This is a genomic window from Halomonas sp. 25-S5, from assembly GCF_029889845.1.
Taxonomy (GTDB): domain Bacteria; phylum Pseudomonadota; class Gammaproteobacteria; order Pseudomonadales; family Halomonadaceae; genus Halomonas.
The window spans coordinates 20,246-34,766 of sequence record NZ_JARANV010000026.1; the positions used below are offsets into that span (position 1 = coordinate 20,246).

Genomic DNA, 14,521 nt, shown 5'->3' on the forward strand with positions numbered 1-14,521 from the left:
GGATTCAACCTGCTGACTGACAAATGGCTAGGAAATCGTCGACCTTGAGCGAAGCACCGCCCACCAGGCCGCCGTCGATATCGGGCTGGGCGAGCAGCTCGGCGGCATTATCCGCCTTCATGCTGCCGCCGTACAGCAGACGCATGCCGCCGGCCAGCGCCTGGTCGTAGCGCGCCAGGCAGCCGCGGATGGCCGCGTGCACCACCTGGGCCTGCTCGGGGCTCGCGGTGCGCCCGGTGCCGATGGCCCAGACGGGCTCATAGGCGACCTCCAGGCGAGCGCGCTCGGACTCGTCGAGGGCGTCGAACACCGCCTCGACCTGGCCCAGCACCACCGCCTCGGTACGCTCGGCCTCGCGCTCCTCGAGGGTCTCGCCGACGCACAGCACCGGCGTAAGCCGCTCGGCCAGGGCCGCCTTGACGCGCGCCAGGACCGCGGCATCGTCCTCGCCGAACAGGGTGCGTCGCTCCGAGTGGCCGACCAGCACCAGCCGGGCCCCGCACTCGCGCAGCATCGCCGCACTGACCTCGCCGGTGAAGGCCCCCGAGGGGCGGTCGCTAAGCGTCTGGGCGCCGACCGTCACCGACGTCTCGCCCAGCGCCCGGCCCGCCGCTTCCAGAAAAGGGAAGGGCACCATCAGTGCCACCTCGACGTTGACGGGCAGGGCGCCATCGGCGAAGGCCCGGCCGAACGCCTCGACCAGGGCCAGGGAGCCGTTCATCTTCCAGTTTCCGGCGATCAGCGGCATGCGCATGGGGGTTCCTCTTTCAAGGTGGTGCGAAATGGTATAGGAGGCGCCCATTCAAGACAACCGGCCCCGGGCCGCCTGCCCCGCTCAGCCGAGCAACGCTTCGACGTCGCCGGCCAGGCGACGCGCCAGGGCGTCGACGTCCAGGTGGGGGCGGCCCTCGACCATCACGCGGATCAGCGGCTCGGTGCCCGAGGCCCGCAGCAGCACGCGCCCCTGGTCGCCCAGTTCCGTCTCCAGGCTGCCCACCGCCTGCTTGAGGGAGGCCCGCCCCAGCAGGGCCTTGGCATCGCTGCCCGGCGTCAGGCGCACGTTGACCAGCGCCTGGGGCGCCTTCTGCAGGCCGGCGAGCAGGCGACCCAGCGACTGCTGCTCGCGGACCATGATCGCCAGCACCTGCAGCGCCGAGACGATGCCGTCGCCGGTGGTCTGCACATGGCCGCAGACGATATGGCCGGAGGACTCGCCGCCGAGCTGCCAGCCGTTGGCGGCCAGCCGCTCCATGACGTAGCGGTCCCCGACCCGGGCACGCTCGAAGGGGATGTCGAGCTCGCCCATGGCGGCCGCCAGGCCGAAGTTGGACATCAGGGTACCCACCACGCCACCACCCAGCTCGCCCCGGGCATGGCGATCCCTGGCGATCAGGTAGAGGATGTCGTCGCCGTCGATCTCGCGGCCGTCGGCATCCACCAGCAGCACCCGGTCGCCGTCGCCGTCGAAGGCGACGCCGAGGTCGGCCCCTTGCTGGATCACCGCCGCCCTCAGCGCGGCGGGGTGGGTCGAGCCCACCTCCTGGTTGATGTTCAGGCCGTCCGGGGTGGCCCCGATCAGGCTGACCTGGGCGCCCAGCTCGCGGAACACGCTGGGCGCGATATGGTAGGTGGCGCCGTGGGCGCAGTCGAGGACCATCTTCAGCCCGTGCAGGCTGACCCGATCGGGGATGGTCGACTTGCAGAACTCGATGTAGCGACCGGGGGCATCATCGACCCGCATCGCCTTGCCCAGGCGGTCCGGCGCCACGGTGGTCAGCGCCTCCTCGAGCATGGCCTCGATGCGCGCCTCGACTTCGTCGGCCAGCTTGGTGCCGGCGGCGGAGAAGAACTTGATGCCGTTGTCCTGGAAGGGGTTGTGGGAGGCCGAGATGACGATGCCCGCGTCGGCGCGGAAGGTACGCGTCAGGTAGGCAATCGCCGGGGTCGGCATGGGCCCCAGCAGCATCACGTCGACACCGGCGGCGGAGAGGCCCGCCTCCAGGGCCGACTCGAACATGTAGCCCGAGATCCGCGTGTCCTTGCCGATCATCACCCGGGGACGCCCCTTGTCCCGGGTCAGCACCCGGCCAGTGGCCCAGCCCAGCTTGAGCATGAAATCGGCCGTGATGGGGGGCTCCCCCACGGTGCCGCGGATGCCGTCGGTGCCGAAATAGCGTCTAGTCATGCGGACTGCCTTCCTCGAGTACGGCCCAGGTCATGTTCACCGCGTCCACGTGGGGCCCCACGTCGTGGACGCGCAGGATACGGGCGCCACGCTCCACCGCCAGGGCGGAGAGCGCCAGGCCGCCGGAGAGGCGCTCCTCCACCGGCCGCCCCAACACCTTGCCGATCATGCTCTTGCGCGACATGCCCACCAGCAGCGGCAGCCCGAGCTCCCCCAGGCGGTCCATGTGCTTGAGCAGCCGCAAGTTATGTTCCACCGACTTGGCGAAGCCGAAGCCCGGGTCGAGCAGCATACGCTCGCGACGCAACCCGGCGGCCTCGCAGGCCGCTACTCGCTGGGCCAGGAAGGCGGCCACGGCCTCCTCTACCGGCCGATCGTAGCGCGGGTCGTCCTGCATGTCGCCGGGCTCGCCGAGCATGTGCATCAGGCATACCGGCAACCCGCTGGCGACCGCCGCCGAGAGGGCGCCCTCGCGGCGCAGGTTGCGCACATCGTTGATCATGCCGGCGCCAGCCTGCCCCGTCGCCTGCATCACCTCGGGCGTGCTGGTGTCCACCGAGACCAGGGCATCGAACTCGCACACCAGGGCCTCCACCACCGGCACCACCCGATCCAGCTCCTGCTGGACCGAGACCGGCTCGGCACCGGGACGCGTGGACTCGCCGCCCACGTCGATGATTGAGGCCCCCTCGGCCAGCATCCGTTCGGCATGACGCAGGGCGTCATCCGGCACCGCATGGCGGCCGCCGTCGGAGAAGGAGTCGGGGGTGACGTTGAGGATCCCCATGATGTGGGGAAAGGAGAGGTCGAGCCGGTGCCGGCCACACGGCAGATACATCGGTGTACGGGTATCCATCATCTTCCTGTTGGTCGAACGGCAAAGGCGCCCCGCAGGGCGCCTGTGGTCGCTGGCGGACGGCCTCAGCTGCCGGCCGGGCCACCGAGCGGATCGGAGGGCCGACGCCTGGGCGTCTCATCGTCCTCGGCATCATCGCTCGACTCCGGGGTGGAGTCGGCGCGCGGCTCGCCGCCGGAGGGCGCCCCGCTGCCTGGATCGTCCCAGCCCTCGGGGGGGTTCGGATCACGTCCGTCCATGATGTCCTTGAGCTGATAGGAGTCGATGGTCTCGTACTTCATCAGCGCCTCGGCCATGGCATCGAGCTTGTCGCGGTTCTCCTCGAGGATCTTCTTCGCCTGCTCGTAGCAACCGTCGATGATCTTGCGCACCTCCTTGTCCAGCCTGGAGGTGGTCTCGCCGGACTTGAGCTTGGCGCCCTGGCCGGGCCCGCCGAGGAACTGGTGGGACTCGTCCTCGTCGTACATGATCGGCCCCATCTCCTCGGAGAGGCCCCACTTGGCGACCATGTTGTGCGCCAGCTCGGTGGCCCGCTTGATATCGTTGGAGGCACCGGTGGTGACGCCGTTCGGCCCCAGCGTCATCTCCTCGGCGATGCGGCCACCGAACAGCGAGCAGATCTGGCTGATGATCTGCTGGCGAGAGAGGCTGTAGCGATCCTCCTCCGGCAGGAACATGGTCACGCCCAGCGCCCGGCCGCGGGGGATGATGGTCACCTTGTAGACCGGGTCGTGCTCCGGCATCACCAGGCCGATGATGGCATGGCCCGACTCGTGGTAGGCGGTATTGAGCTTCTCCTTGTCGGTCATGACCATGGACTTGCGCTCGGCGCCCATCATGATCTTGTCCTTGGCCATGTCGAGCTCTTCCATGCTCACCAGGCGCTTGTTGCGGCGTGCGGCGAACAGCGCGGCCTCGTTGACCAGGTTGGCCAGGTCGGCGCCGGAGAAGCCCGGGGTGCCGCGGGCGATCAGCGACGGCTTGACGTCGTCGGCCAGCGGCACCTTGCGCAGGTGCACGTTGAGGATGTGCTCGCGACCGCGGATGTCCGGCAGCGGCACCACCACCTGGCGGTCGAAGCGGCCCGGGCGCAGCAGCGCCGGGTCGAGCACGTCGGGACGGTTGGTGGCGGCGATGACGATGATGCCCTCGTTGGGCTCGAAGCCGTCCATCTCGACCAGCAGCTGGTTGAGGGTCTGCTCGCGCTCGTCGTTGCCGCCACCCATGCCGGCGCCACGCGAGCGGCCCACGGCGTCGATCTCGTCGATGAAGATGATGCAGGGCGCCTGCTTCTTGGCCTGCTCGAACATGTCACGCACGCGGGACGCGCCGACACCCACGAACATCTCGACGAAGTCGGAGCCGGAAATCGAGAAGAACGGCACCTTGGCCTCGCCGGCGATGGACTTGGCGAGCAGCGTCTTGCCGGTCCCCGGCGGACCCACCATCAGCACGCCGCGGGGAATGGTGCCGCCCAGGCGCTGGAACTTGGTCGGGTCACGCAGGAAGTCGACCAGCTCCTCGACCTCCTCCTTGGCCTCGTCGCAGCCGGCGACATCGGAGAAGGTGGTCTTGATCTGGTCCTGGGAGAGCAGCTTGGCCTTGGACTTGCCGAAGCTCATCGGGCCGCCCTTGCCGGCACCACCGCCCTGCATCTGGCGCATGAAGAACATGAAGATCGCCAGGATCAGCAAGATCGGGAAGCTGGCAATCAGCAGGCGCATCCACAGGCTCTGCTGCTCGGGCTCCTTGCCCACCACGGTGACGTTGTTGGAGAGCAGGTCGTCCATCAGCTTGGGATCCTCCGCCGACGGGCGGATGGTCCGGAACTGGGAACCGTCGGTACGCTCACCGGTGATGGTGTAGCCATCGATGGTCACGTTGCGGATCTTCTCGTTCTGCACCTGCTGGACGAACTGGGAATAGTTCATCGCCTGCGGTGAGGTGTCGACGCTGAAGTTGTTGAACACCGTCAGCAACACTGCCGCGATGACCAACCACAGAATCAGGTTCTTCGCCATATCGTTCAAGGGACTACCCTCATTGCAAGAATCTGTCGGCCGAAAATGCCTAGTCTTTCGACACTACATGAGCGGCACATGTTCAGCCAGCCTCCGGCCGGAGCGGGAAACAACCGCCACTGTGACACAGTCGCGACGCCGTGTCCGGCCATCGGCCCGTTAGGCGCTGCCTATCGTGGCAGCGCTGTTGTGCGGCCGTGGGCATGCCTCAGCCGCGAAACCCTTCTGCCAGCAGGTAGACCTCGCGAGAACGCGCCCGGGAGGCCTCCGGCTTGCGGGTCACCACCCGCGTGAAGCTGCCGCGCAGCTCCTTGAGAAATGCGTCGAACCCCTCGCCCTGGAACATCTTGGCCAGGAAGGTGCCGCCGGGCGAGAGCGTCTGGCGCGCCAGGTCCAGCGCCAGCTCGACAAGGGCCATCGCCTGGGGCTGGTCGATAGCCGCCATGCCGCTCATGTTGGGGGCCATGTCGGACATCACCAGGTCCACCGGCCGATCGCCGAGCCGGCCAAGGATCGCCTCGAGCACGCTCTCCTCGGTGAAGTCGCCCTGGATGAAGTCGACATCCGCCAGGGCATCCATCTCGAGGATGTCGGAGGCGATCACCACCCCCTCGGAGCCGACCTTCTCGGCGGCCACTTGGCTCCAGCCGCCGGGCGCGGCGCCCAGGTCGATCACCGTCATCCCGCGCCGCAGCAGGCGGTCCTTCTCATCCAGCGCCAGCAGCTTGTAACTGGCGCGGCTGCGATAGCCGTCCTGCCAGCGCTGCTGAACGAAGCGGTCGTCGAAGTGCTCCTTCAACCAGTCCTTGCTGGTCTTGCTGGGCGGCGCCTTGCCGGCGGCGCCCTTGGAGCGAGAAGCGTTGGAACGTGCCACGGCATCACCTGTGAATGACCATGAATGACAGGCAGTCGAGCGGATTCCGGGAAGACCTGATGGAGGTACGACGGGGTGCTGACCTGCGGGCCCGGCCGGAGGAAACATGCGGGGACACGGCGGCGAGCTTTCGCCGCGCGGCGTTTCGCCGTACCATGTGCGCTGCGCGCCAACCGGGAAGAAGCAAGATACCATGAGCTTGTCACAGGCACAAAAGAAAGCATTCCGCAGCATCGGCCACCACCTCGACCCCGTGGTCACCGTCTCCGAGAACGGGGCCTCCGAAGGCGTGCTGGCCGAGCTCGACCGCGCCCTCTCCGACCATGAGCTGGTCAAGGTCAAGCTCGCCCTGCCCGACCGTGATGACCGCACCGCCATGCTCGACGAGCTGGTCGCGGCGAGCGGTGCCGAGCTGGTCCAGAAGATCGGCAAGATGGCCCTGCTCTACCGCCACAACCCCCGGGTCAACCCGAAGCTCTCCAACATCACGCGCTTCGAGAACCACCACGGGCGGCGCTGAGCCACCGCGCTTCGCGCGAGCTGTAAGCCATAAGCTTTAAGCTGTAAGAAAACACCCCGCTCAGGGCGCTACCTTGGGGGGTGTTTGGGTTCTGACTTACAGCTTACGGCTTCAAGCTTACAGCTAGGGTTACAGATGCTCGACGCTCGAGATCTCGTACTCGACCTCGCCGCCGGGGGTGCGCACCACCACCACGTCGCCCTCCTCCTTGCCGATCAGGGCACGGGCGATGGGCGAGGTGACCGAGATGCGGCCTTCCTTGATGTTGGCCTCGTCTTCGCCAACGATGCGATAGGTCACCTCGTCGTCGGTCTCCAGGTTGATCAGCCCCACGGTCACGCCGAAGATCACCTTGCCGGTCTGCGGTAGCTTGGTGACATCGATCACCTGGGCGCTCCCGAGCTTGCCCTCGATCTCCTGGATACGCCCCTCGATGAAGCCCTGTTGCTCGCGGGCCGCATGGTACTCGGCATTCTCCTTCAGGTCGCCGTGCTCGCGAGCCTCGGCGATGGCGGCAATCACCCTCGGCCGCGCCTCGCCCTTGAGCTCCTCGAGCTCCTTGCGAAGCCGCTTCTCACCGGCGACGGTCATCGGGACCTTGTTCATTGTGTAGCTCCTGCATGCAGTTCCTGTAGCCGCCGCACGGTAATGGCATTGCCGTACTCGAGCGCCATGCAAACAGCATTGGCCCCTGCCAGGGTAGTGGCATAGGGGACCTTGCGGGCGAGTGCGGTGCGGCGGATCACCGAGGAGTCGTTGATGGCCTGGCGGCCCTCGGTGGTGTTGACGATATAGGCGACCTCGTCGTTCTTGAGCAGATCGACGATATGCGGACGGCCCTCATAGACCTTGTTGACGATCTCCACCGGCAGGTCGGCGGCCTCGAGGGCCTCCGCCGTGCCACGGGTCGCACACAGAGTGAACCCCAAGGTTACCAGAGAACGCGCCACCTCGATAACTCCCGCCTTGTCCGGGTCACGCACCGAGAGGAACGCCTTGCGGTCGCCCTCGAGGGGCGGGATCGCCTCGCCGGCGCCGAGCTGCGCCTTGTAGAAAGCCTCGGCGAAGGTATCGCCACTGCCCATCACCTCGCCGGTGGACTTCATCTCCGGCGAGAGGATCGGGTCGACCCCGGGGAACTTGTTGAACGGGAAGACCGCCTCCTTGACGCTGAAGAAGTGCGGCACGATCTCGCGGGTGAAGCCCTGCTCGGCCAGGGTGGTGCCGGCCATGCAGCGCGCGGCGACCTGGGCAAGCGACGTGCCGATGCACTTGGAGACGAAGGGCACGGTGCGCGAGGCGCGCGGGTTGACCTCGATGACGTAGATCTCGCCGTCCTGCCAGGCCAGTTGCACGTTCATCAGGCCCTTGACGCCGAGTTCCACGGCCATCTGCTTGACCTGGTCGCGCATCGCGTCCTGCACCTCGGCGGGCAGCGAGTAGGGCGGCAGCGAGCAGGCGGAGTCGCCGGAGTGCACGCCGGCCTGCTCGATGTGCTGCATGATGCCGCCGATCACCACCTCGCTCCCGTCGCTGACCGCATCGATGTCGATCTCGATGGCGGCATTGAGGAAGTGGTCGAGCAGCACCGGGGAGTCGTTGGAGACCTTGACCGCGTGGGTCATGTAGTTCTCGAGCTCGGAGGCGTCATAGACGATCTCCATGGCGCGCCCGCCGAGCACGTAGCTGGGGCGCACCACCAGCGGGTAGCCGATCGCCTCGGCCTTGGCGAAGGCCTCCTCGAAACTGCGCGCGGTGGCGTTGGGCGGCTGCTTGAGGCCCAGCTTGTCGATCATCTGCTGGAAGCGCTCGCGGTCCTCGGCGCGGTCGATGGCGTCCGGGGTGGTGCCGATGATCGGCACGCCGGCGGCCTCGAGCTCGCGGGCGAGCTTCAGCGGGGTCTGGCCGCCGAACTGCACGATCACGCCGACCGGCTGCTCCTTGTCGGCGATCTCCAGCACGTCCTCCAGGGTCACCGGCTCGAAGTAGAGGCGGTCACTGGTGTCATAGTCGGTGGAGACGGTCTCCGGGTTGCAGTTGACCATGATGGTCTCATAGCCGTCGTCGTGCATGGCGAAGGCCGCATGGACGCAGCAGTAGTCGAACTCGATGCCCTGGCCGATACGATTGGGCCCGCCACCCAGCACCATGATCTTCCGGCGGTCGGAGACCTCCGCCTCGCACTCCTCCTCGTAGGTGGAGTACATGTAGGCGGTGTCCGAGGCGAACTCGGCCGCGCACGTATCCACCCGCTTGTAGACCGGGCGGATGCCGGCCTGCTGGCGGGTCTTGCGAAACTCCTTCTCGGCGACCCCCAGCAGGCTCGCCAGGCGGGCGTCACTGAAGCCCTTGCGCTTGAGGGCGAACAGCTCGCGGGGAGTGAGCTCGGAGAGCGAGCGCTTCGCCACCGCCTGCTCGGCCTTCACCAGATCTTCGATCTGCACCAGGTACCAGCGATCGATGTTGGTCAGCGCGAAGATCTCGTCGACGCTCATCCCGGCGCGCATGGCGTCGGCGATGAAGAAGATGCGCTCGGCACCGGCGGCCTGCAGCTCGCCCTTGATATGCGCCAGCCCATCGGCGTCGAAGCGGGTCACCTTGGGGTCCAGGCCGTCGTTGCCGGTTTCCAGGCCACGCAGCGCCTTGTGCAGCGACTCCTGGAAGGTGCGGCCAATGGCCATCACCTCCCCGACCGACTTCATCTGGGTGGTCAGGCGGTCGTTGGCCTGGGGGAACTTCTCGAAGGTGAAGCGCGGGATCTTGGTGACCACATAGTCGATGGACGGCTCGAAGGAGGCCGGAGTGCGCCCGCCGGTGATGTCGTTCTGCAGCTCGTCGAGGGTATAGCCCACCGCCAGCTTGGCGGCGATCTTGGCGATCGGGAAACCGGTGGCCTTGGAGGCCAGCGCCGAGGAACGCGACACCCGCGGATTCATCTCGATGACCACCACGCGCCCGGTGTTGGGATCGACGCCGAACTGCACGTTGGATCCACCGGTCTCGACGCCGATCTCGCGCAGCACCGCCAGCGAGGCGTCGCGCATGATCTGGTATTCCTTGTCGGTCAGCGTCTGAGCCGGGGCCACGGTGATGGAGTCGCCGGTGTGCACGCCCATGGGGTCGAAGTTCTCGATGGCACAGACGATGATGCAGTTGTCGTTCTTGTCGCGAACGACCTCCATCTCGTACTCCTTCCAGCCCAGCAGCGACTCGTCGATCAGCAGCTCATGGTTGTTGGAGAGTTCGAAGCCGCGGGTGCAGATCTCTTCGAACTCCTCCTTGTTATAGGCTACGCCGCCGCCGGAGCCGCCCATGGTGTAGGAAGGGCGGATGATCACCGGGAAGCCGAACTGCGCCTGGATGCGCCAGGCCTCCTCCATGCTGTGGGCCACCTCGGCCTTGGGGCACTCCAGGCCGATGCGCTTCATGGCCTGGTCGAAGAGGTCGCGATCCTCGGCCATGTTGATGGCATCGGCGTTGGCACCGATCATCTCCACGCCGTACTTCGCCAGCACGCCGTGCTTGTCCAGGTCCAGCGCACAGTTGAGCGCCGTCTGGCCGCCCATGGTCGGCAGCATGGCATCGGGACGCTCGGCCTCGATGATCTTCTCCACCGTCTGCCACGTGATCGGCTCGATGTAGGTGGCGTCGGCCATCACCGGGTCGGTCATGATGGTGGCCGGGTTGGAGTTGACCAGGATGACCCGGTAGCCCTCCTCACGCAGCGCCTTGCAGGCCTGGGCGCCGGAGTAGTCGAATTCGCACGCCTGGCCGATGACGATGGGGCCGGCGCCAATGATCAGGATGCTCTGGATGTCGGTACGCTTGGGCATGGTGCTTCCCACAGAATAAGGGTGACGAAGGGCGACGATTCGAAGGGCCGGCCTAGCGGCGGGACTTCATCATCTCGACGAAACGGTCGAACAGCGGCGACACGTCGCGCGGCCCCGGGCTGGCCTCGGGGTGGCCCTGAAAGCTGAAGGCCGGGCGGTCGGTGCGCTCGACGCCCTGCAGGGAGCCATCGAACAGCGAGCGGTGGGTGGCTCGCAGGTTGGCCGGCAGGCTCCCCTCGTCGGCGGCGAAGCCGTGGTTCTGGCTGGTGATCATCACCCGGCCGCTGTCGAGGTCCTGCACCGGGTGGTTGGCGCCGTGGTGACCAAACTTCATCTTCACCGTCTTGGCACCAGAGGCCAGCGCCAGCAGCTGGTGGCCCAGGCAGATACCGAACACGGGGAGCTCGGTCTCGAGGATCTCCCGGATCGCCGTGATGGCATAGTCGCAGGGCTCGGGGTCGCCAGGCCCGTTGGCCAGGAAGACGCCGTCGGGGGCCATGGCCAGCACCTCGGCGGCCGGTGTCTGGGCCGGCACCACAGTCAGCCGGCAGCCGCGTGAGGCGAGCATGCGCAGGATGTTGCGCTTGATCCCGTAGTCGTAGGCAACGACATGGAAAGGACGCTCTGCCTTTCCATCCGGGCCGGACGCATCGGCATAGCCCGCACCCAGGGCCCACTCGCCCTCGCTCCACTCATAGGGGGTCTGGCAGGAGACCACCTTGGCCAGGTCCATGCCCTTGAGGCCCGGGAAGGCACGGGCCGAGGCCAGGGCGCGCTCGACGGCGTCGTCACCCTCGGCATCGGCACCGGCCAGGATCGCGCCATTCTGGGCGCCCTTGTCGCGCAGGATGCGGGTCAGGCGGCGGGTATCGATGTCGGCGATGCCTAGCACGTTCTGGCCCTTGAGGTAGTCGGAGAGCGTCTGTTCGCAGCGAAAGCTGCTGGCCAGCAGGGGGAGGTCACGGATCACCAGGCCAGCGGCGGCGATGGCGCCGGACTCGACGTCCTCGGCGTTGACGCCGGTGTTGCCGATATGCGGATAGGTGAGGGTGACGATCTGTCGGGTGTAGGAGGGATCGGTCAGGATTTCCTGGTAGCCGGTCATGGCCGTATTGAACACCACCTCACCGCTGGTCTGTCCATCGGCACCGATGGCCGTGCCGTGGAATACACTTCCGTCTTCCAGGGCCAGTATCGCGGGTCTGTTCAATGCAACGTCCTCCCATGCTTATCTAGGAATACTGCGGGGCCATGGCCGGGCCTTCGAGCCCCGGATGGCCGCCCCGCGGATGGCCGCCCCGCAAAAAAGCGGGACGAAACCCGATGTAAGACCGGTTTCATCCCGCTTGTTGTCATTCGCTCGGAACTGATTCGCTCAGATCATCAGCACACTGGGGGCCGAAGCAACAAGCGCTCGAGAGGGCTATTTGCCCGCGCGCCCGGCCAAAATCTTGGGGATATTACAGGAAATGGCGCCTCGCGGCTAGCCCCCGGAAGATCGTGGGCGCTTCCGCCGCAGAGCTCGATAGCGAGGGGCGCCGGGGACAAGCCGCAGGGGAGGTCCTACGCCAGGGAAGGCGTCGGTAGCGTACAGGGAGGTATTTACAGCGCCTCCCCGCAGGCTTGTCGACGGAGCAGCCCCGAGCTCCCGCCATCGGCACAATCTCCGGAATCAAAGCCCGAGTACGTCCTGCATCGAGTAGCGGCCGTTGCCCTGGCCGGCCACCCAGCGCGCAGCACGCACCGCGCCCTTGGCGAAGGTCATGCGGCTCGAGGCCTTGTGGGTAATCTCGATGCGCTCGCCTTCGGTGGCAAACATCACCGTGTGCTCACCGACGATATCGCCGGCGCGCACGGTGGCGAAACCGATCTCCTTGTCACTGCGCGGCCCGCACTGGCCCTCGCGGGCGAAGACGCCGTGCTCCTTGAGGCTGCGGCCCAGGCTCTCGGCCACCACCTCGCCCATCTTCAGCGCCGTGCCGGAGGGGGCATCCACCTTGTGGCGGTGATGGGCCTCGATCACCTCGATGTCGTAGCCCTCGTCGCCCAGTGCCTTCGCCGCCGTCTCGAGCAGCTTCAGCGTCAGGTTCACCCCCACGCTCATGTTCGGCGCGAAGACCATCGGCACCCGGTCGCGGAAGGCGTCCAGGGCGGCGAGCTCCTCGTCGTCAAGGCCGGTGGTGCCGATGACGATGCGCTTGCCGTGCTCGGCGCAGAAGGCCAGATTCGCCAGGGTCACCTGCGGCGCGGTGAAGTCGATCAGCACGTCGACGTCGTCGGCGATGGCCTCGAGCGAATCCACGGCGGCCACACCCAGCTTGCCGACGCCCGCCAGCTCGCCGATGTCGGCCCCCACGAGCGAGCTGCCCGGCTCGACGATGCCGCCGGCCAGGGTGGCCCCGGCATCCTGCTGCACGGCGTTGACCAGGGTGCTACCCATGCGGCCGGCGACACCGACGATGGCGATACGGGTCATGTGGACTCCTGTAGAAGCGGTAGCGATTCGAGAATGGGCGAGAGTATATCAGAGCCTCAAGCGGCATCTCGTGGCGATACGCTGCGCTCGATTTCCTCGCCATGGTCGAGCTCGACTCGCTTGAGGTCATAGGCTGCCTGGAGGTTCAGCCACGACTGCGCATCACCGCCGAAATAACGCGCCAGCCTCAGAGCCGTATCCGCCGAGATCGCGCGACGCTCCTTGACGATCTCATGTAGACGGGTCGCGGGCACGCGCAGCTCACGCGCCAGGGCGTTGACGCTCATCCCCAGCGGATCGAGATAGTCCTCCCGCAGCACCTCGCCAGGATGGATAGGCCGCATGCCGTTCTTGATCATGATGGCAACTCCTGCTCGACAGAGGTCAGTGATAATCCACGATTTCGACACCGAAGGCGAGCGCATCGAGATCACCCACAAGGCCTCGAGCCGCCTGGCCTTTCCCGGCGAGCGCGCGGGGAAGGATGAGACCGGCTAGCCGCCGGCGCGCCCGCTGCGCAGCAGCAGCGCGATCGCCAGCAGTACCAGGGCGCTGCCCGGCAGCCAGACCCAGCCGACCCGCTCGGGCTCCCGGACGAACAGCAGCAGCATGGAGACGAAGGGCACCAGGTAGCTGTAGGCGGTGACCGCGCCGGGCGTGAGCGCCGAGGTGGCGCGCTGCAGCAGCCAGAAGGTCAGGGCACTGGAGAAGAGCCCCAGGTAGACCAGCAGCAGCAGGTCAGGGCCGGTCATGGTCGCCAGGCGGCCCACCGGCTCGATGGCGAGCCCTAGCAGCCCGATCAGCACCGCGCCCAGGCCCAGGCTCCAGAAGGTGCGCACCGCCGCCGACCCCGGCAGGCGCCCGGTCGCCAGCCCCCACTTGCTGAGCACCGGATAGAGCGCCGTGGAGAGGCAGCCCAGGAAGAACACCGCCTCGCCGATGCCGAACTGCAGGCGCCCGCCCTTCGCCAGCGACTCCGCAAACGCCAGGCCCAGCGCCCCCGCCGCCCCCAGCGCCAGGATCGCCGGCAAGCGCCAGGCCAGCCGTTCCACGCCGAAGCCCAGCCCCAGCAGGAAGGCCAGCAACGGCACCGTGACGAAGAGGGTGGCCATGGAGAGCGCCGTGGCATGGTGCGCCGCCCAGAACATGGCGCCGAAGAAGCCGGCCAGGCAGAGCCCCATCAGGGCATAGAGCGGTAGCCGCCGCCAGGCAGGCAGAAAATCCGGCGAGCACCGGGCCAACCACCACAGGCCACAGCAGGCGATGACGAAGCGCAGCGCGGTGAGCGAGAACGGCGGCAGCTCGCTCATTGCCCCTACCGCGGGAAACGACAGCCCCACCAGCACCGCCCACAGCAGCATGCCGAGGTGGGCGGCGCGGGGCGAGACGCCGTCGTTCAATTCTCCCAGACGATCGCCAGGGTCACGCCCGTCAGCCCCTCGAGCGCGGCGTTCACCTTGCCCTCGAGCCGGTCCAGGGTCTCGTCATCCAGCGTCTCGACGGCCACGATCAACCGATCCGGCTCTGCCTGGAGCAGGCAGCTGCCCTCGTCGAAGATCACCCGCGCCTGGGTCTCTTCGCGATCGATCGGCCGGGCATCGGCCCAGTCCCGGCACAGGCGCTCGACCAGCCCCTTGGCATCCTCGGCGGGAATCTCGGCTCGTGAAATCGGCATGGCGGCCTCCGCGTCTCGTTGGGTGAATCCTCAGCCTATGACGACGCCCCCATGAACGCCACCCCCTCCCCCGATGCCCCG

General features: G+C 67.2%; 13 protein-coding genes. 1 reads left to right on the forward strand and 12 read right to left on the reverse strand.

Annotation, left to right across the window (positions count from 1 at the left end; genetic code table 11):
* Nucleotides 1-4: 4 nt before the first annotated feature.
* The 5 genes from tpiA to rlmE all read right to left on the reverse strand — a co-directional run bounded on the left by tpiA (nt 5) and on the right by rlmE (nt 5,936).
* Nucleotides 5-754, reverse strand: coding sequence for a triose-phosphate isomerase (gene tpiA / locus OP498_RS15635; RefSeq protein WP_280548878.1), 750 nt, complete (start codon nt 752-754; stop codon nt 5-7).
* A gap of 81 nt (nt 755-835) precedes the next feature.
* Nucleotides 836-2,185: a phosphoglucosamine mutase gene (gene glmM, locus OP498_RS15640; RefSeq protein WP_280548876.1), complete on the reverse strand. Its 1,350-nt coding sequence runs from the start codon at nt 2,183-2,185 to the stop codon at nt 836-838.
* Nucleotides 2,178-2,972, reverse strand: a complete 795-nt coding sequence (gene folP / locus OP498_RS15645; protein WP_280548942.1) for a dihydropteroate synthase — start codon at nt 2,970-2,972, stop codon at nt 2,178-2,180. Before folP ends, glmM begins: the two co-directional genes overlap by 8 nt.
* 134 nt (nt 2,973-3,106) lie before the next feature.
* Nucleotides 3,107-5,071, reverse strand: a complete 1,965-nt coding sequence (gene ftsH, locus OP498_RS15650; RefSeq protein ID WP_280548873.1) for an ATP-dependent zinc metalloprotease FtsH — start codon at nt 5,069-5,071, stop codon at nt 3,107-3,109.
* A 199-nt stretch (nt 5,072-5,270) separates the two neighbouring features.
* Nucleotides 5,271-5,936: a 23S rRNA (uridine(2552)-2'-O)-methyltransferase RlmE gene (rlmE, locus tag OP498_RS15655; protein ID WP_280554315.1), complete on the reverse strand. Its 666-nt coding sequence runs from the start codon at nt 5,934-5,936 to the stop codon at nt 5,271-5,273.
* A 193-nt stretch (nt 5,937-6,129) separates the two neighbouring features.
* Between rlmE and yhbY the strand changes: the two genes are divergently transcribed.
* Nucleotides 6,130-6,456 (forward strand): ribosome assembly RNA-binding protein YhbY, encoded by a 327-nt coding sequence (yhbY, locus tag OP498_RS15660; protein ID WP_280554316.1) that lies wholly within the window; start codon nt 6,130-6,132, stop codon nt 6,454-6,456.
* Nucleotides 6,457-6,585: 129 nt separating this feature from the next.
* On the opposite strand, the gene greA is transcribed toward yhbY, so the two are convergent.
* From greA to OP498_RS15695, 7 genes are all read right to left on the reverse strand, one after another.
* Nucleotides 6,586-7,062: a transcription elongation factor GreA gene (gene greA / locus OP498_RS15665; RefSeq protein WP_280548867.1), complete on the reverse strand. Its 477-nt coding sequence runs from the start codon at nt 7,060-7,062 to the stop codon at nt 6,586-6,588.
* Entirely contained in the window at nt 7,059-10,289 is a 3,231-nt protein-coding gene (carB, locus tag OP498_RS15670; RefSeq protein ID WP_280554317.1) for a carbamoyl-phosphate synthase large subunit, read from the reverse strand. The genes greA and carB overlap by 4 nt, the downstream gene beginning before the upstream one ends.
* A 52-nt stretch (nt 10,290-10,341) precedes the next feature.
* A complete protein-coding gene (gene carA / locus OP498_RS15675; RefSeq protein WP_280554318.1) occupies nt 10,342-11,499 on the reverse strand; it encodes a glutamine-hydrolyzing carbamoyl-phosphate synthase small subunit in 1,158 nt (385 codons plus the stop codon).
* 462 nt (nt 11,500-11,961) lie between these two features.
* Nucleotides 11,962-12,765: a 4-hydroxy-tetrahydrodipicolinate reductase gene (dapB, locus tag OP498_RS15680; protein ID WP_280548861.1), complete on the reverse strand. Its 804-nt coding sequence runs from the start codon at nt 12,763-12,765 to the stop codon at nt 11,962-11,964.
* Nucleotides 12,766-12,821: 56 nt separating this feature from the next.
* On the reverse strand, nt 12,822-13,124 hold the full coding sequence (locus tag OP498_RS15685; RefSeq protein ID WP_280548859.1) for a HigA family addiction module antitoxin: 303 nt from the start codon (nt 13,122-13,124) through the stop codon (nt 12,822-12,824).
* A 135-nt stretch (nt 13,125-13,259) separates the two neighbouring features.
* Nucleotides 13,260-14,165, reverse strand: a complete 906-nt coding sequence (locus tag OP498_RS15690) for an EamA family transporter (RefSeq protein WP_280554319.1) — start codon at nt 14,163-14,165, stop codon at nt 13,260-13,262.
* Nucleotides 14,162-14,440, reverse strand: a complete 279-nt coding sequence (locus tag OP498_RS15695; RefSeq protein WP_280554320.1) for a DUF2218 domain-containing protein — start codon at nt 14,438-14,440, stop codon at nt 14,162-14,164. The genes OP498_RS15690 and OP498_RS15695 overlap by 4 nt, the downstream gene beginning before the upstream one ends.
* Nucleotides 14,441-14,521 lie beyond the last annotated feature (81 nt).